A 15,932-nucleotide genomic window follows, 5' to 3' on the forward strand; every position below is an offset into this window, starting at 1 on the left:
ATCGGATCCGACCTAATTGAATGGCCTGCGCAACGGCCGGGTCAACGATGGACGAAGACGGCCGGGTCAACGACGGTCGAATCAGGGAATCCCGCCCTCGACGCCGAACAGGGCGATGGAGAACGTCGACGTCATCCACGCCAACGTCCACGGCATGAGCACCCAGCACATGGCCAGCCACGGACGCCAGTTGCCGAACGACCGCCACCGAAGGTACGTGATCCAGAAACAGCCGAGCGCACCGATCAGGCTGACCGCCCCGGGCACGAGCGGGAAGGCCAGCTCCGCCCACCGCGAGCAGATGAACACGTGCTCGCCGGCGTCGCAGATGGGCCCGCCCATGACGGCGCTGATCACGCCGATGATGATCGCGGTCAGGAACGTCGCGCCGATGACCGCGCCCGCGTACTTCACGGCCGGGCGCCAGGAGTACTCCCTGCGTTGCAGCCGCTTCAGCGGGTCGTCGTCGGGGTGGCCGAGATCCTGGTCGTCGTGCATGCCATCACCATACGCAACCCGCGAAATCGATCCGGCGCCGTGTACGTGGCCGCGTTAGCCGTGAGGTGCCGGTGGGTGGGTTGGCCGTTCGTTGCGTGACGACGGCCCGCCTCCCGGTCAACGGGCCAGCACCCTAGGCCGACGTGATGAACGGCACCCTAGGCCGGCGTGATGAAGGTGGGGACGGGGCAGTGCCGGACGATCTGGTTCGTCGACGAGCCGATGAACACCCGCCCGAACGGCCCCAGCGTCGACGAGCCGAGAATCAGCAGGTCGCCCTTCTTCCACTTCAGGGAGCTCAGCGCCTCATCCCAGCCGTGGCCGCAGCCGACGTCGACTTCGAGGTGCAGGTCCGGGTATTGGGTTTGGGCGCGGTCGATGCCGCGGTCGATGAGGGCCAGCGCCTGCTCGCGCCACTCGATCATCAGGTCCGTCGACGAGCCGAAGCCGTCCTCGGTGGGATACATGGTCGCGCCGCGGGGAGTGAAGGCGAGCAGGCGCAGCGGCACGTCCCACCGCATGGCGCACTCTGCGGCGCGCTTGAGCGCCGTGTGCGACTGGGGCGTGTCGATGTACGACACGTTGACCCTGGTCACGCCGTTCTTCGACAGTCGCCGACCGCGCGGCGACAACCCCAGCATGATGGGGGAGTAATGCAGCAGCGCATCGGCGGTGGATCCGGCGCGGAATCGACCGGTCGGGGAGTGGGCTTCGCTGCCCAGCAGAATGACGTCGGCGCCGAAATCTTCGGCCATCCGCGTCAACGCCGTGGCCTCCGATGAGGCCTCGACGCTGACGAAGGGCTCGTCGTCAAGCATGCCCTTGCTGATGCCCGCCGCCTTCCATGCGGCACGCGCCGACCGTTCGGAATTGCGGCCCTCGCGCTCCACCCAGGAGTCGTGGTCGGACAGCCGGGCCAGCGACGTCAGCGGCCAGCCGCGCGACAGGACGGTGGCCACGCGGATGCGCACTTCGCAGGTCCGGGCCAACCAGGCGGCGCAATTCATTGCCTCGGTGCCATTGCGGCCCGGTCGCCACGCAATCAAAATGCGAAGCGGGCTATGCGGCATGCGATCCTCCTGAGGGCTGAGCCGGTTCGCGGCTCGTGGCGGGTGCTTGACGGGTGCTCGTCAACATCGCACCTTAACGTTCCACCCTCAAGACTAGTCGCCGTTTACTCGGCTCCCGTAGCCCGGTCCACCCCGTAGGACTCCAGCATGCGCTTGAGGATGGGCACGAGGGTCGCGCCGACCTGCAGTTCCTCGGGGGACAGCGACTTGAACATGTTGGCCATCTGCTCGTCGCGTTCGGTGGAGACGCGGCGCAGTTCGGCGACGCCCTTCTCGGTCAGTTCGACGCGGACGCCGCGGCGGTCCTTGGTGTCGCGGACGCGGGCGACCATGCCGGCGTCTTCGAGGTGGTGGACGGCGTTGGAGGCGGTGGGCATGCGGATGGCCTCGGCCTGCGCGAGCTGGTTGATGCGGCAGGGGCCGAGGGCGTCGAGCGTCATCATGATGGAGAGCTGCGCGCGGCTCAGCTGCGACTCTTCGGAGCGGCGGCTGTAGAGCAGCTCGGCCCGGGTCAGCAGGGGGCGAATCTCCTTGGCCAGGTCCATGGGGGTCATGGCGCCCGCCGCGCCGTTCGCGGCCTGATTCGAATCGGTCATGGGGCAATAGTAGCGAAGATGACGCCGTAATTCCCAGTGCAAAATAGTCATACAACCCTAGTTATTATGAAAATTTAAATCTGCGCGGGGTTGTGTGTGGCATCGTCCCAGGTCAGTGCTTTACGACGGCTTCCAGTGACCTGGGGCACGGGGTTCCGCGGGGGTGAAAACGCGAAAAACCGTTACACCCCTGTAGCGGGCGTAACGGTTTGTGGGTGGGCGTGACACGCGTTGCGAAGGTGGATTTCGCAACGCGGCGCCGTGAGGCCGGACGCCGTCAGGCGGGCGTCGCAAAGCCGCAAGGCGAAACGACGCGATGCCGGACGACGCGGCCGCGGCGGACTACTCGCCGGAGATGAACTTCTCCAGCTCGGCGCGCGCGACGTCGTCGCCCATCTGCTTCGGCGGGGACTTCATCAGGTAGGCCGACGCCGGGAGGATCGGGCCGCCGATGCCGCGGTCCTTGGCGATCTTCGCGGCACGCAGCGCGTCGATGATGATGCCCGCCGAGTTGGGGGAGTCCCACACCTCGAGCTTGTACTCCAGGTTCAGCGGCACCTCGCCGAAGGCCTTGCCCTCCAGGCGGACGTACGCCCACTTGCGGTCGTCCAGCCAGTCGATCCAGTCCGACGGGCCGATGTGGACGTTGCGGTCGTCGATCAGGCCGGACAGCGGGCCGGTCAGGTTCGACGTCACGGCCTGGGTCTTCGAGATCTTCTTCGACTCCAGGCGCTCGCGCTCGAGCATGTTCTTGAAGTCCATGTTGCCGCCGACGTTGAGCTGCAGGGTGCGCTCCAGGCGGACGCCGCGATCCTCGAACAGCTTCGCCATCACGCGGTGGGTGATGGTCGCGCCGACCTGCGACTTGATGTCGTCGCCGACGATCGGGACACCGGCGTCCTCGAACTTCTTGGCCCACTCCGGGTCGGAGGCGATGAAGACCGGCAGCGCGTTGACGAAGGCCACGCCCGCGTCGATCGCGCACTGGGCGTAGAACTTGTCGGCCTGCTCGGAACCGACCGGCAGGTAGGACACGAGGACGTCGACCTCGGCGTCCTTCAGGGCCTGGACCACGTCGACCGGCTCCTTCGCCGACTCGTCGATGGTGTCCGCGTAGTACTTGCCGATGCCGTCGAGGGTCGGACCGCGCTGGACCTCGACGCCCAGGGTCGGAACGTCCGCGATCTTGATGGTGCAGTTCTCGGAGGCGTTGATGGCCTCGGACAGGTCCTTGCCCACCTTCTTGTCGTCCACGTCGAAGGCTGCGACGAACTCGACGTCGGAAACGTGGTAGTCGCCGAACTGAACGTGCATCAGGCCGGGGACGTCGTCACCCGCCTTCGCGTCACGGTAGAACTCCACGCCCTGGACGAGCGAGGAGGCGCAGTTGCCGACGCCGACGATTGCAACGCGAACGGAACTCATGGAATGCGGTCTCCTTGAATCGAATTTCGGTGCGGGAACGGCGCCCGGATCCGGCCCGTACCCCAATGTGCTGACGCTATACCCATTTCATCGGCGGACCGCATTCGGAATGCGGTGGGGGCGAAGGTGAACCGATAAAGAGGGGGTGATCCGGTGAGGGTGCCTGCTAATCTGACCGCGTGATCAGGTGGCGCGATGAAGTCGACCACACGCTGGCCCGCAACGCGGAGCTGGCGCGCTGGCGGAACGGGGAGGTGCCCGCGGCGAAGCTGCGCGACGCCGACCCCAGGCTGGTCGCGGCCGCACGATTCCACGGGGTGCCCGGCGACGCGAAGTGCCCGCTTTGTCGCACCGGGGACCTCCGACTCGTATCCTGGATTTTCGGAGAGAACCTGGGGCATCGTTCCGGCACCGCCTGCGGTGCCTCCGAACTGGCCCATGTGGTCGCCGAGCGTGGACCATGCACCGTGCAGACGGTTGAAGTGTGCCCCGACTGCCGGTGGAACTTCAGGGTCCGCACCGCGACGGCGACGACGGCCGACGCAGATTGACGCAATAACCGATTTGGAGAGAGCCCGTGAGCAAGGATCCTCGAGACAACGCGAGCGGACCCGGTGAACCCGGATCCGCCGGCGGCGAATGGTGGGACGACGACTCCGCCTTCGGTGCCGGGCGTGACGGGGCGGACGGTGCCGCCGGCGCGGGTGGCGTCGCCGATTCCGCGAAGGATCAGTCCTTCGGGGTGGACGGCGGCTACGGCCCCGGGGACTACGACGCCCATGACGCCGACGATTACGACGCCGACGCCTACGGCGACGACGACTACGGCGACGCCGTGGAGGAAGACGACGACGTGGACGAAAAGGGCGGTCGACGCCGCGCGATCTGGGCGTGGTTGGCCGCGGCCGCCGCGCTCATCATCATGTTCCCGCTGGTGATCTTCGGCATCGCCTACGTGGGAACGGACGTTCCGGAGCCGGAGGAGCTTCTCAACGACCAGATCGCGGTCATCTACGACAAGACGGGCGAGAACGAAATCGCCCGCATCGTGCCCGAGGCCGGCAACCGCCGCGCCGTCGAGCTCGACGAGGTGCCGTCGGTCGTCCGCAACGCCGTGCTGGCGGCGGAGGACCGCGAGTTCTACACCAACCCGGGCTTCTCGCTGAGCGGGTACGCGCGCGCCGCATGGGGCGTCGTCACCGGAAACCCGTCCGCGGGCGGCGGCTCGACGATCACCCAGCAGTACGTGAAGAACGCCGTCGTCGGCAACGAGCGCACCGTCACCCGAAAGGCCAAGGAATTGGTCATGTCGGCGAAGATGGCGCGCGAGTGGTCGAAGGACGAGATCCTCGAGGCGTACCTGAACACCATCTACTTCGGCCGCAACGGCTACGGCATCGCCGCCGCCTCCGAGGCGTACTTCGACAAGCCGGTCGGCGAGCTCACCGCCGCCGAGGCCGCCGTGCTCGCCGCGTCGATCCAGCGCCCGTCCGCGCTGGACCCGTGGACGAACCGCCCCGAGGCCGAGCAGCGCTGGAACTACGTCCTCGACGGCATGGTCGAAATGGGCGTGCTCTCCCAGGCCGACCGCGACGCCCAGGCGTACCCCGAGACGCTGGATCCTGCGCTCGTGCCGCAGCAGGCGCCCGAGCCCGGTCCCGCCGCGATGATCAAGTCGCAGGTCCTCGCCGAACTCGACCGCGAGGGCATCACCGAGCAGGAGGTAAACACCCTCGGCCTGCGCGTGACCACCACCATCGACCCGGACGTCCAGCAGGCCGCCCTCGACGCGGTGGACAATTACCTCTTCTCCGAGGATCTGCGCACCGCCATCGTGTCCGTCGAACCGGGCACGGGCGCCGTGCGCGGCTACTACGGCGGCGACGACCCCAACGGATGGGACTACGCCAACTCCGGCCTGCAGACCGGTTCGACGTTCAAGATCTTCGCGCTCGCCGCGGCCCTGGACCAGGACATCCCGCTGTCCGCCCAGTACTCCTCGGCGCCGGTGCAGTCCGGCAACGTGACCATGTACAACGCCGGCGGCGCGTCCTGCGGCGTGTGCCCGATCTCCGAGTCCCTGAAGCAGTCGCTGAACACCCCGTTCATCCGCCTGCAGCGTGACCTGAAGAACGGTCCGACCGACACCGCGAAGATGGCCCACCGCCTCGGCATCGCCGAGTCCATCCCGGGCATCGAGCACACCCTCGTCGAGGAAAACGGCGAGTCCCTGGACGGAATCGCCCTGGGCCAGTACGAGACCCGCCCGCTGGACATGGCGGTCGGCCTGGCCACCCTGGCCAACGATGGCGTCTACCAGCAGACCCACTTCGTGGAAAAGGTCGAAACCGTCAACGGCGAGGTCCTCTTCGAGCGCGAGACCGGCGACGGAGACCGCCGCGTCTCGGAGGCCGTGGCCACCAACGTCATCGACGCCATGAAGCCGATCGCCTCGTACAACAACCACGCGCTGGCCGGCGGACGTCAGTCGGCCGCGAAGACCGGCACCACCCAGCTCGGCGACACCGGGCTGAACAAGGACGCCTGGATGATCGGCGCGACCCCGCAGCTGTCCACCGCCGTGTGGGTCGGCAACGTCGACGGATCCGCCCTGTACAACGCCTACGGCGGCGTCATGTACGGTGCCCACACCCCGTCGGACCTGTGGAAGTACACGATGGACAACGCCCTGGTCAACGCCGACTGGGAGACGTTCACCTCGCCCAAGCCCATCGCCGGCGTGGCCGGCGCCCCGGCATGGGGCGGCGGTGGTGGTGGTCCGGCCGCGCCGAGCCAGGACGACGGAGGCGAGACGGCGGAGGAAACCGCCGAGGAAGAAGCTCCGGCGGAACCCGAACTACCGGACATTCCCATCCCCGGTGGCGGAGGCGGCGGAATCGGTGATCTGCTCCCTTTCCCGGCCCCTGGTGACGGAGGCGACCAGAACGGCGGAGGCGGCGGAGGCGGCGGCGAGCCCGCACCCGAACCGGCCCCCGACAACTGACGCGCTGTACCGAGCCACACCGGCGCCGTGACGACGGCCCCGGGAAGGGCCGCCGGAATGCACCGGCGGCCCTTCGACGTTCCCGCCGGCCCCGATGGGCGGCCGGCACACGACCACGACCCAGTAACGGATGAATGACTTGAGCGGCATGCTGATCCTGACGATGGCGAGCGTCTTCGTCGGATTCCTTCTCTTCGGCGCGGCCTTTTGGGGCTTCATGTACGAATGGTCCCGGCGCCTCGTCTGGGGGCTGGTGATCGGAGCCTTCGCCATGGCCACCGTGGTGCCCGTCATCATCGCCGTCTTCCACGCGGCAAGCGGATCATGACGGCACAGTGACCTGAGGCCCGACGCCCCCGGCACCGACCGTCGTCAAGCAAAGAACCCCTGGCCCCGCACATAGCGATTATGTGCGGGGCTTCCGCATGGGCTACCCTGGCCAGGTTGCCTGACGCAACGACCCTCCTGCCACGTGGGGGACGGATGCTGCGCGCACCGCGGACACGACCGCGACGCCGCCCTTCGTCGAACGCCTCCCGTGGCCGAAACACGAAGAACTAGACCATAGGAGGTGATGAGGTCCGTGCGTCACTACGAAGTCATGATCATCCTCGATCCGTCGCTGGATGAACGCACCGTCGGCCCGTCCCTGGAGAAGTACCTCGACATCGTCCGCAAGGAAAAGGGCGAAGTCGAGAAGGTGGACATCTGGGGCAAGCGCCACCTGGCGTACCCCATCGAGAAGAAGGAAGAGGGCATCTACGTCGTCCTCAACCTGAACTGCGAGCCGGCCGCCGTGCTGGAGCTCGACCGTCGTCTCAACCTGAACGACTCCATCCTGCGCACCAAGGTGCTGCGGGGCGATCGCTAACCATCCCGCCGGACCCCGCGGGGTCCGCATGGGACCGTAGGATGGCGGGCACACGCACCCGTCACCGAAAAACATCGCCCAACCAGAACAGGAGCGAACCATGGCACAGGGAGAGACCCCCATCACGCTGGTCGGCAACGTCGTCGCCGACCCGGAGCTGCGCTACACCCCGTCGGGTGCGGCCGTGGCCAACTTCCGCGTGGCGTCCACGCCGCGCGCCTTCAACCGTGACTCGGGCCAGTGGGAGGACCAGGAAGCGCTCTTCCTGACCTGCAACATCTGGCGCGACGCGGCGGAAAACGTGATGGAGACCCTGAGCAAGGGCATGCGCGTCATCGTGCAGGGCCGCTTGCGCCAGCGGAGCTACGAAACCCGCGAGGGCGAGCGCCGCACGGTCTACGAGATCGAGGTCGACGAGGTCGGCCCGTCCCTGAAGTTCGCTTCCGCCCAGGTCACCCGCAACCCCCGCTCCGGCGGTCAGGGCGGCGGAGGCGGCCAGGGCTTCGGTGGCGGCAACCAGGGTGGACGCGGCTTCGGCGGCGGAAACCAGGGTGGCGGCAACCAGGGCAACTTCGGCGGCCAGGGCGGCCGCGGAGGCAACCAGGGCTTCGGCGGCGGTCAGCCGGCCGAGGATCCGTGGAACTCCGCTCCCCAGTCCGGCGACTTCGGTGGCGGCGACGAGCCGCCCTTCTGATCCGGTCCCACGCGATCACACCTATCCGACGTTAGAAATATCCAGCGAAAGGCAGGGATCATGAAGCTGATCCTCACCGCCGCCGTCGACAAGCTCGGTGTCCCCGGTGACATCGTCGAGGTCAAGGCCGGCTATGGACGTAACTACCTGCTTCCCCGCGGCCTGGCCATCGTGGCCACCCGCGGTGCTGAGAAGCAGATCGAGGGCATTCGCCGTGCCCAGGAGGCCCGTGAGATCCGGGACCTCGACCACGCTCGCGAGGTCAAGGCCACGCTCGACGCGCTCGAGAACGTTTCCGTCGCCGTGAAGGCGTCCGAGACGGGCAAGCTGTTCGGTTCGGTCACCGCCGCCGACGTCGCGGACGCGGTCCGCAAGGCGTCCGGCCAGGCCATCGACAAGCGTGCCGTGCAGCTCGCCGCCGGCCAGATCAAGGCCCTCGGCAAGCACACCGTTGACATCGCGCTGCACCCGCAGATCACCGCGCATGTTTCCGTGGAGGTCGTCGCCGCGTAATTCGCGGCCCATGACGGCGGCCGGTCACACCGGCCCAATGACAACAGCGCACCCCGGCCCCTCCCGATTCTTCGGGCGGGGCCGGAGGTGTTTTCCGGGGCGGCGCGGTGCGCGGGGGAGGGGTTGCGGATGGTGGTTGACGAAGTTGTGGACAAACCCTTGGAGAGTTTCCGCAGGACACCACCGTCAGCCAGTGCCGAAGACGACGCGAAGATGAAGCTCCGGTGGCAACGCGGGGCGGGAAGAACGCGTTCGGCGCCACCCCCGAAGGCGGGGAACTTTCGGGAAAACCCCTGTGACCTGGGCGGTTTCCCGTTGATGCTGGTCATGGCAATGGGAGCCGGGCAGGCGGAGCTGGTGCTCCACATCTCGGCCTGGGGATTCACGTTCCGTTAACAATCGCTCCCCAGGGTTATCCACAAAGCCTGTGGATAACTCTGTGGGAACGCCGGCGAAAGCGGTGTCGTCGAACACCGGGAACGATGGGTTTTCCGGACCGCGGGGTAGCCTGTGGCGGGACCCGGATGCGGGGCCGAGATGGCCCCGGGAACCCCGGACATGACATGGAGGAGAAGGGGAGCGGAGCACATGAGCCAGCCACGGGAATCGGCGGACGACGCGGCGTACTCGGCGTCCTACGACGACGTGCCCCCGCCCCCGGAGCCCGATGACTCCGACGGTGGTTTTTCCGGTGGCGGGCCGTCGCAGGGCGGGGCAGCGTCCGGAAGCTTTCGGCGCGGAGGCGGCAGGGGAGATCGGGCGCGCGGCGAGCACGCCGCCCGGGGGCTCGATTTCGGGCGTCAGTTGCCGCACAACATCGAGGCGGAGCAGGGCGTCCTGGGCGGCATGCTCCTCAGCCCCACCGTCATCGCGGACGTCTACGAACTGCTGAAGCCGGAGGATTTCTACCGGCCGGCGCACCAGACCATCTACGAGGCGATCCTGCATCTGTACGGTGAGTCGTCGGAGATCGACCCGATTCTCGTCGCCGGCCGCCTGGACCGCCTGGGCGACCTCGAGCGCATCGGCGGCGCGCCGTACCTGCACACGCTGGTGGCGATGGTGCCGACGGCGGCCAACGCGCATTACTACGCCAAGATCGTCGCGGAGAAGGCGACCATCCGTCGGCTCGTGGAGGCGGGCACGCAGATCGTGCAGCTCGGCTACGCCGGCGCCGAGGACTCGGAGCCGGAGGTGCTCGTCGACCAGGCGCAGCAGATCGTCTTCGGCGTCGGCCGCGACTCGGAGAAGGCCGACTATTCGTCGATGTCCGAGCTGATGGATCCGGCGCTGGAGGAGATCGACCTCATCTCCCAGCAGGGCGGCCTGGCGCAGGGCGTGCCCACCGGCTTCCACCGGCTCGACGAGCTCACCAACGGCCTCCACGGCGGGCAGATGATCATCATCGCGGCGCGCCCGGGCGTCGGCAAGTCCACCCTGGCCCTGGACTTCATGCGGTCGGCGTCCATCGGTCACGCCAAGACCAGCGTCATCTTCTCGCTGGAAATGTCGAAGATCGAGATCATGATGCGCCTGCTGTCGGCGGAGACCGAGATCGACCTGGCCAAGCTGCGCTCCGGCAACATGGAGGCCAGCGACTGGAACAAACTGGTCGAGCGCACCGAGCAGATCCGCGAGGCGCCGCTGTTCATCGACGACTCGCCGAACCTGACCATGATGGAAATCCGCGCCAAGGCTCGCCAGTTGAAGCAGAAGCACGACCTCGAACTGATCGTGGTCGACTACCTGCAGCTGATGTCCTCCGGCAAGCGCGTCGAATCCCGTCAGCAGGAGGTGTCGGAGTTTTCGCGTCAGCTGAAGCTGCTGGCCAAGGAGCTCGACGTGCCGCTGATCGCGATTTCGCAGCTCAACCGTGGGCCCGAGGCTCGCACGGACAAGAAGCCTCAGGTCGCCGACCTGCGCGAATCCGGCTCGCTGGAGCAGGACGCCGACATGGTCATGCTGCTCTACCGCCCGGACTCCCAGGAGCTCGAGCACGAGCGGGCCGGCGAGTCCGACATCATCCTGGCCAAGCATCGCGGCGGCCCCATCGGCACCGTTACGGTGGCCAATCAGCTGCGCTACTCGCGGTTCGTCAACATGGCCCACGAGCAGTAGATCGGGGCCCGTCACGGCCCGGCGGTGGGGGTGTTTCCGCTCACGCCGCCTTCCAACTCCTGGTCAGGGTGGGTAAACTGCCTTACCCGCAACGACGGGAACGATTTTCGAGCGCCCGCGCCACCCGATCCGGGCCGGCGCGGGCGTGGACCGAACGGGAGGATTCTTTGGCGGGAACCGCAGCTGCCACCTCGGTCGGCGCGCCGGCGAAGTCACGCCCGCGCGTCGATTGGGTCGACGCCGCGAAGGGGCTGTGCATCCTCCTCGTGGTGCTCGGCCATGCCATCACGGAGTTGGCCAACCACGGTTACTCGACGGGCATCTGGGCCGACGTGAACTACGTGCTCGGGCCGATCCGCATGCCGCTGTTCTTCCTGCTGTCCGGGCTGTTCGCCGGCAGGGCGCTGTCGGAGTCGTGGCACAAGCTGGCCAATCGCCGCATCTGGGTGATGGTCTGGCTGTACGTGCTGTGGGTGCCGCTGCGCGATCTGGTGATGGCGCTGCTGCCCCGGTCCCACGTCACCGAGGTGGGCTTCACGGCCGCGCCGCGGATCCTCGACCCCGCCAATTGGGGTTCGCTGCTGTACAACTCGTTGCACGCGTTCGTGGAGCCGACGTCGTACCTGTGGTTCCTGTGGGCGCTGGCGTTGTTCGCGATCTTGTCCAAGGCCACCCGCAACGTCCCCCCGGCGGTGCAGATCGCGGTCGCCGGGGCGATCAACGTGTGGGCGCCGTTTGCGGGGACCAGTTGGTCGTGGGATTTCGTGACGAAGATGTACGTGTATTACCTGCTGGGCATCTACGGTGCGTCGTACATTTTCCGCATGGTCGATCGCCGTCCCATCGGTTTTCTGGCCGGGTCGGTGGCGGCGTATGTGATCGTGGCGATGTGGGTCGTGCTGACGTTCCCGTCGTTCATCGCGGGCAATCAGGGCTTCGTGCGTCTGTTCCTGTCGTTGGCGGGCATTTTCGCGGCGGTCAACATCATGGCCATGTTGCAGGGCACGGCGGTGGCGGCGCCGTTCACGAAGATCGGCCGTCGTACGTTGCCGGTGTTCCTCATGCACATTCCCATGCTGGCGATCCTTGCGATCGTGGCGGATCAGTTCCTCATGGAGGATCCGGGTCTGCCGGGGCAGCCGGTGATCGCGACCGTCATTTCGGCGGCGTTGTGCCTGGGCCTGCATTTCCTGATTCTGCGGGTGGGCGGCGAGTGGCTGTTCAAGCGTCCGGCGTGGTTCGTGCGCTTGACGACGCCCGCCGAGGACCGGCCCGCCCCGTCTGTCCCGGTTCGGGCCGAAGAGATTGCGGCCGGAGAGATTGAGAAGGAGCGCCGATGAAGCTGGCGACGTTGCGCATCGATGGTTCGACCCGGGCTGCGGCGTTGGCCGACGGTTCCGCCGTGCTTCTCGACGCCTCGTGCGTCGGTGAGCTGCTGGCGCAGGAGGGGTGGCGGGAGCGGGCCGAGGCGGCGCTGGCCGATCTCGATCCGGATCGACTCGATCCCGACCGCGTGGTCGCGGAGTCGGCGTGGGCGCTGGCGCCGTTGATTCCGCGCCCGGGCAAGATCTTCTGCGTCGGCCTCAACTACGCCGCGCACATCGACGAGATGGGCCATGAGCGTCCGGATGTGCCGACGCTGTTCGCGAAGTTCGCCGACGCCCTGGCCGGTCCGCGCGATGACCTGATGGTCCACGCCGACGCCGCCGGCGCCCTCGATTACGAGGGGGAGTTGGCCGTCGTCATCGGCGAGACCGCCTACCGCGTCGACGAGGACGAGGCGGCCTCCCGCATCGCGGGGTACGCCATCCTCGACGATTTCACGCAGCGCGATGCCCAGTACGCCACGCAGCAGTGGTTGCAGGGCAAGACGCTGCAGCGCACCTCCGCGTTCGGTCCGTGGTTGGCCACGCCCGACGAGTTCGACGCCGCCACCGCGCGGGTGCGGACTTGGGTGGACGGCGAGCTGCGCCAGGACGCCCCGATCGCGGACCTGGTGTTCCCCCCGGCTGCCCTGGTGGCCTACGTGTCGCGGTTCGTGCAGTTGAACCCCGGTGACGTCATTTCCACGGGCACCCCCGCCGGCGTCGGCCACGGGATGAACCCGAAGACGTACCTGGGCGACGGGCAGGAGATTCGCGTGGCCATCGATGGCCTGGGCGAACAGCGCAACATCCTGCGCATCCGGTAGCGTCCGGGGCAGATGCCCACCGGGTCGCCGATGCGGTGCCGGGACCTTCCGAAGGTGAAGTGTTTCGGCCGGGACGTCGTCAAGCACAACACCCCGGGAATACCCCGCGGGGTGTGCGTGTTGTTCGGGGCGTGCCGGGAAGCGGCACCGCGCGTGGGCGCATGTCCCGCGGGAACCAACAAAGGAGAAGCCTCTTCATGGCAACGATTGACGTCACCAACGAAACCTTCGCCCAGACGATCCAGGACAACGACATCGTCCTGGTCGACGCCTGGGCCGAGTGGTGCGGCCCCTGCCGCCAGTTCGCCCCGATCTTCGAGAAGGTCTCCGAGCAGCACGACGACGCCGGGTTCGCGAAGCTCGACACCGAATCCAACCAGGAGATCTCCGCCGCCCTGGGCATCCAGTCGATCCCGACCCTGTTCCTCTTCCGCGAGGGCATCCTGCTGTTCCAGCAGGCCGGTGCGCTGCCCGCCCAGGCTCTCGACGACCTGCTGCGCCAGGCCCGCGAGCTGGACATGGATGACGTGCGCCGCCAGATCGAGGAACAGATGGCCGCCGACGAGGCCGCGCGCGGCGACGCCGAGCAGAAGTAGCGACGGGCCGCAGTCGGCTGCGGGCGGTCGCGGGCGGTCGCTGGAGCCGGCGGGTGCCGGCGGGGAAACCGTCAGGCGCCGCGGCGCGTCCACCAACCGAGGCCGAAGCCCGCGGCGGTCGCGACGAGCAAGCCGAGGACCCACGGGGCCGTCGAGCCGCGGTCGGCCGCCGCTGCCGTCGCCGTGCCGGGTGCCGCGGCCTGTTCGATGGCCTCGTCGCCGCGTTCCTCGATGGCCGTGCCGCCCTCGGGGAACACGTGCGCGATCGCCGCGGTGAAATCATCCGGCGACACGTGGCGGGACAACACCGCCATGACGTAGCGGTCGTCCTCGCCGAAGAAGCCCGCCGACGTGCGGATCTTCGGGTCGACCCAGCCGCCCTTGACGCCCACGAACTCGTCCGGCAGCGCCGCGCGCAGGCCGATGTTCTGGTCCGAGTTGCCGTAGGAGTACCGGGGCAGTGAGTACATCAGCTGCACCAGGTACCGGGTTTCGACCTCGGACAGGCCGCCCTCGCCGGAGAGCAGGCCGTCGAAGAAGGTCACCATGTCCGCCGCCGACGACATCGTCGATCCCCAGTCGGAATTGGGGATCGTCGAGTCGGACAGGCCGTAGCGTTCGGTGACGCTGTCGATGATCTTCGTGCCGCCGTAGCGGCCCCACAGCGCATTGGTGGCCTCGTTGTCGGAGTAGCGGATCATGTCGTCGCGAAGCATCGCGTCGGCGTTGCCCTCGACCGGCATGTCGCCCGTGCCGGCCTCGATCTTGCCGCGGGCGGGGCGCTCGTAGTTGGTGTAGCCCACGACCTCGGCGATGAAGACCTTCGACAGGCTGGCCAGCGCGAAGGGGTCCAGGCACTGCTCGTTGCAGACGACCTCGCCGGTTTCGCGGTCCAGGAACGCCATGCCGATAGTTCCGCCGCCGTCGGTGACGGTCTCGGTGGCTTCGTCCATGCGGGCGCGAATTTCCTTGCCGACGTCGGTCGTCGGCTCGGGGATCGTGGGGTCGGACTTGTCGTCGCCGGCGGCAGCGGCCACCGGGGCATCGAAGAGGGGCGTCGTCGGAACGGCGACGGGCGCGGCGACCGCGAAAAGCGCCGCGCAGGCGGAGGCGGCGATGATGCGCCGGCCCCGGAACCTGGGGTTGAACATGATCGAAGACATTACCCGGCGCGTTCGCGGGCTTCGCCCGAAGGCGAGCGTCGTCGCGGCAGCCGTCGCCGCAGCCCGTCGTCGAAGCCCAGGGTTAATGGAGTGCACCCGGCGGAGTCCGGCGGGTTTTACGTAGGATCCGAAGGGGACGACACCGAGAGGAGACTCGCGACATGGCGAATCCGTTCAGCAAGGGCTGGAAGTACATGATGTCCTCCTTCGACAAGAAGATCGAGGACAACGCAGACCCGAAGGTGCAGATCCACCAGGCGGCGGAGGCCGCGCGGGAGCAGCACCGCCAGATCCAGCAGCAGGCGGCGTCGGTGATCGGCAACCGCAACCAGCTGGAGATGACCCTGTCGCGGTTGCAGAAGGAGCGCGACAAGCTCACCAACAATGCGCGCGCGGCCGTGCAGCAGGCGGACAACGCCCGCGCCGCCGGCGATGCGGCGAAGGCCCAGGAGCTGGAGAACACGGCCGAGATCTTCGCGTCCCAGCTGGTCAGCGTGGAAAGCGAGATCGAGCAGACCTCGACGATGCACGCGCAGGCCGTCCGCGCCGCCGAGGAGGCGCAGCAGCAGGCCAAGCAGTCGCAGATGCGCTACGAGCAGCTGAAGACCGAGATCCGCGAGCTGGAGTCGCAGGCGGACCAGGCGAAGCTGCAGGAGACGACCTCGCGCACGCTCGAGGGCATGGATGGCATCGCCAACGACCCGAACGTGCCCACGCTCGACGGCGTCCGCGAGAAGATCGAGTCCCGCTACGCCAATGCGCTCGGCGCCCAGGAGCTGGCGCAGAATTCCCACACCGCCCGCATGGCAGAGATCGAGGCCTCCGGCGCCGACGCACGTGCCGACGCCCGCCTGGCGGAGATTCGCGCGCAGATGGCGCAGGAGTCGGGCGCCGGGCAGCTGGACGCGGGCACCGCGGGCGAGCTTGAGGCCGGCTCCGACGGTGCCGACGCCGCCAGCGCCGACGGTGCCGACGCCGACGCCGCCCCGGCCGACGGCGTGCCGACCGGCAACCCCTTCTCGGCCGATGATTTCGATGCTCCGACCGACGTCGACGACGCCGACGTGACGTTCGACGATCCCGCCGCGGGCGAGGGTTCGCCCCGAGCCTGATCGGGGGTCGGTGTGATCCGGCGCCGACCTGCGGAAACCCCGGACATGCGAAAACCGCGGGGACCGATCGGTCCCCGCGGT

16 protein-coding genes are annotated in these 15,932 nt (G+C 67.9%); 11 read left to right on the forward strand and 5 right to left on the reverse strand.

Translation table 11 applies throughout. From position 1 onward, the window contains the following. Positions 1-81: 81 nt before the first annotated feature. The 4 genes from HMPREF3121_RS11805 to HMPREF3121_RS11820 form a co-directional block, all read right to left on the reverse strand. Complete coding sequence (locus tag HMPREF3121_RS11805) at positions 82-498, reverse strand: hypothetical protein (RefSeq protein ID WP_070523816.1); 417 nt, start codon at positions 496-498, stop codon at positions 82-84. Between the two features lie 158 nt (positions 499-656). Next, positions 657-1,568, reverse strand: a complete 912-nt coding sequence (locus HMPREF3121_RS11810) for a universal stress protein (RefSeq protein ID WP_070523819.1) — start codon at positions 1,566-1,568, stop codon at positions 657-659. A gap of 104 nt (positions 1,569-1,672) precedes the next feature. Then, entirely contained in the window at positions 1,673-2,164 is a 492-nt protein-coding gene (locus HMPREF3121_RS11815) for a MarR family winged helix-turn-helix transcriptional regulator (RefSeq protein WP_070523822.1), read from the reverse strand. 342 nt (positions 2,165-2,506) lie between these two features. Further along, positions 2,507-3,589, reverse strand: a complete 1,083-nt coding sequence (locus HMPREF3121_RS11820; RefSeq protein ID WP_035121672.1) for an inositol-3-phosphate synthase — start codon at positions 3,587-3,589, stop codon at positions 2,507-2,509. Between the two features lie 179 nt (positions 3,590-3,768). Here HMPREF3121_RS11820 and HMPREF3121_RS11825 point away from each other — a divergent pair, with 179 nt between their 5' ends. The 10 genes from HMPREF3121_RS11825 (at position 3,769) to trxA (ending at position 13,576) form a co-directional block, all read left to right on the forward strand. Further along, positions 3,769-4,140 carry a DUF5318 family protein gene (locus tag HMPREF3121_RS11825; RefSeq protein ID WP_035121674.1) on the forward strand — a complete coding sequence of 124 codons (372 nt, stop codon included), beginning with the start codon at positions 3,769-3,771 and terminating at the stop codon, positions 4,138-4,140. Positions 4,141-4,166: 26 nt separating this feature from the next. Then, entirely contained in the window at positions 4,167-6,593 is a 2,427-nt protein-coding gene (locus HMPREF3121_RS11830; protein ID WP_371327344.1) for a transglycosylase domain-containing protein, read from the forward strand. A gap of 148 nt (positions 6,594-6,741) precedes the next feature. Then, positions 6,742-6,921, forward strand: coding sequence for a hypothetical protein (locus HMPREF3121_RS11835; RefSeq protein WP_232247031.1), 180 nt, complete (start codon positions 6,742-6,744; stop codon positions 6,919-6,921). Between the two features lie 255 nt (positions 6,922-7,176). After that, positions 7,177-7,464 (forward strand): 30S ribosomal protein S6, encoded by a 288-nt coding sequence (gene rpsF, locus HMPREF3121_RS11840; protein ID WP_209651580.1) that lies wholly within the window; start codon positions 7,177-7,179, stop codon positions 7,462-7,464. Positions 7,465-7,564: 100 nt separating this feature from the next. Next, positions 7,565-8,158 carry a single-stranded DNA-binding protein gene (locus tag HMPREF3121_RS11845; RefSeq protein ID WP_070523830.1) on the forward strand — a complete coding sequence of 198 codons (594 nt, stop codon included), beginning with the start codon at positions 7,565-7,567 and terminating at the stop codon, positions 8,156-8,158. Between the two features lie 60 nt (positions 8,159-8,218). Continuing rightward, positions 8,219-8,671: a 50S ribosomal protein L9 gene (gene rplI, locus HMPREF3121_RS11850; RefSeq protein WP_070523833.1), complete on the forward strand. Its 453-nt coding sequence runs from the start codon at positions 8,219-8,221 to the stop codon at positions 8,669-8,671. A 588-nt stretch (positions 8,672-9,259) separates the two neighbouring features. Next, positions 9,260-10,789: a replicative DNA helicase gene (dnaB, locus tag HMPREF3121_RS11855; protein WP_070523836.1), complete on the forward strand. Its 1,530-nt coding sequence runs from the start codon at positions 9,260-9,262 to the stop codon at positions 10,787-10,789. Between the two features lie 167 nt (positions 10,790-10,956). Beyond that, entirely contained in the window at positions 10,957-12,129 is a 1,173-nt protein-coding gene (locus HMPREF3121_RS11860) for an acyltransferase family protein (RefSeq protein ID WP_070523839.1), read from the forward strand. After that, positions 12,126-12,980, forward strand: coding sequence for a fumarylacetoacetate hydrolase family protein (locus HMPREF3121_RS11865; protein ID WP_070523842.1), 855 nt, complete (start codon positions 12,126-12,128; stop codon positions 12,978-12,980). The genes HMPREF3121_RS11860 and HMPREF3121_RS11865 overlap by 4 nt, the downstream gene beginning before the upstream one ends. A 161-nt stretch (positions 12,981-13,141) precedes the next feature. Continuing rightward, complete coding sequence (trxA, locus tag HMPREF3121_RS11870; RefSeq protein WP_083291739.1) at positions 13,142-13,576, forward strand: thioredoxin; 435 nt, start codon at positions 13,142-13,144, stop codon at positions 13,574-13,576. 71 nt (positions 13,577-13,647) lie between these two features. On the opposite strand, the gene HMPREF3121_RS11875 is transcribed toward trxA, so the two are convergent. Continuing rightward, a complete protein-coding gene (locus HMPREF3121_RS11875; RefSeq protein ID WP_141743100.1) occupies positions 13,648-14,727 on the reverse strand; it encodes a serine hydrolase in 1,080 nt (359 codons plus the stop codon). Positions 14,728-14,900: 173 nt separating this feature from the next. On the opposite strand from HMPREF3121_RS11875, the gene HMPREF3121_RS11880 reads away from it, so the two are divergent. Next, positions 14,901-15,851 carry a PspA/IM30 family protein gene (locus tag HMPREF3121_RS11880; RefSeq protein ID WP_070523850.1) on the forward strand — a complete coding sequence of 317 codons (951 nt, stop codon included), beginning with the start codon at positions 14,901-14,903 and terminating at the stop codon, positions 15,849-15,851. The last annotated feature ends 81 nt before the right edge of the window (positions 15,852-15,932 follow it).

Origin of the sequence: Corynebacterium sp. HMSC11E11, from assembly GCF_001807025.1 — a bacterium.
Lineage (GTDB): Bacteria > Actinomycetota > Actinomycetes > Mycobacteriales > Mycobacteriaceae > Corynebacterium > Corynebacterium freneyi.

Excerpts from the sequence above, each read along its gene's own strand:
- HMPREF3121_RS11820 (WP_035121672.1), bottom strand. The coding sequence starts at position 3,589 with ATGAGTTCCGTTCGCGTTGCAATCGTCGGCGTCGGCAACTGCGCCTCC.
- HMPREF3121_RS11875 (WP_141743100.1), bottom strand. The coding sequence starts at position 14,727 with ATGTTCAACCCCAGGTTCCGGGGCCGGCGCATCATCGCCGCCTCCGCC.
- dnaB (WP_070523836.1), top strand. The coding sequence starts at position 9,260 with ATGAGCCAGCCACGGGAATCGGCGGACGACGCGGCGTACTCGGCGTCC.
- HMPREF3121_RS11845 (WP_070523830.1), top strand. The coding sequence starts at position 7,565 with ATGGCACAGGGAGAGACCCCCATCACGCTGGTCGGCAACGTCGTCGCC.
- HMPREF3121_RS11810 (WP_070523819.1), bottom strand. The coding sequence starts at position 1,568 with ATGCCGCATAGCCCGCTTCGCATTTTGATTGCGTGGCGACCGGGCCGC.
- HMPREF3121_RS11835 (WP_232247031.1), top strand. The coding sequence starts at position 6,742 with ATGCTGATCCTGACGATGGCGAGCGTCTTCGTCGGATTCCTTCTCTTC.
- HMPREF3121_RS11805 (WP_070523816.1), bottom strand. The coding sequence starts at position 498 with ATGCACGACGACCAGGATCTCGGCCACCCCGACGACGACCCGCTGAAG.
- rplI (WP_070523833.1), top strand. The coding sequence starts at position 8,219 with ATGAAGCTGATCCTCACCGCCGCCGTCGACAAGCTCGGTGTCCCCGGT.
- trxA (WP_083291739.1), top strand. The coding sequence starts at position 13,142 with ATGTCCCGCGGGAACCAACAAAGGAGAAGCCTCTTCATGGCAACGATT.
- HMPREF3121_RS11865 (WP_070523842.1), top strand. The coding sequence starts at position 12,126 with ATGAAGCTGGCGACGTTGCGCATCGATGGTTCGACCCGGGCTGCGGCG.
- HMPREF3121_RS11815 (WP_070523822.1), bottom strand. The coding sequence starts at position 2,164 with ATGACCGATTCGAATCAGGCCGCGAACGGCGCGGCGGGCGCCATGACC.
- HMPREF3121_RS11880 (WP_070523850.1), top strand. The coding sequence starts at position 14,901 with ATGGCGAATCCGTTCAGCAAGGGCTGGAAGTACATGATGTCCTCCTTC.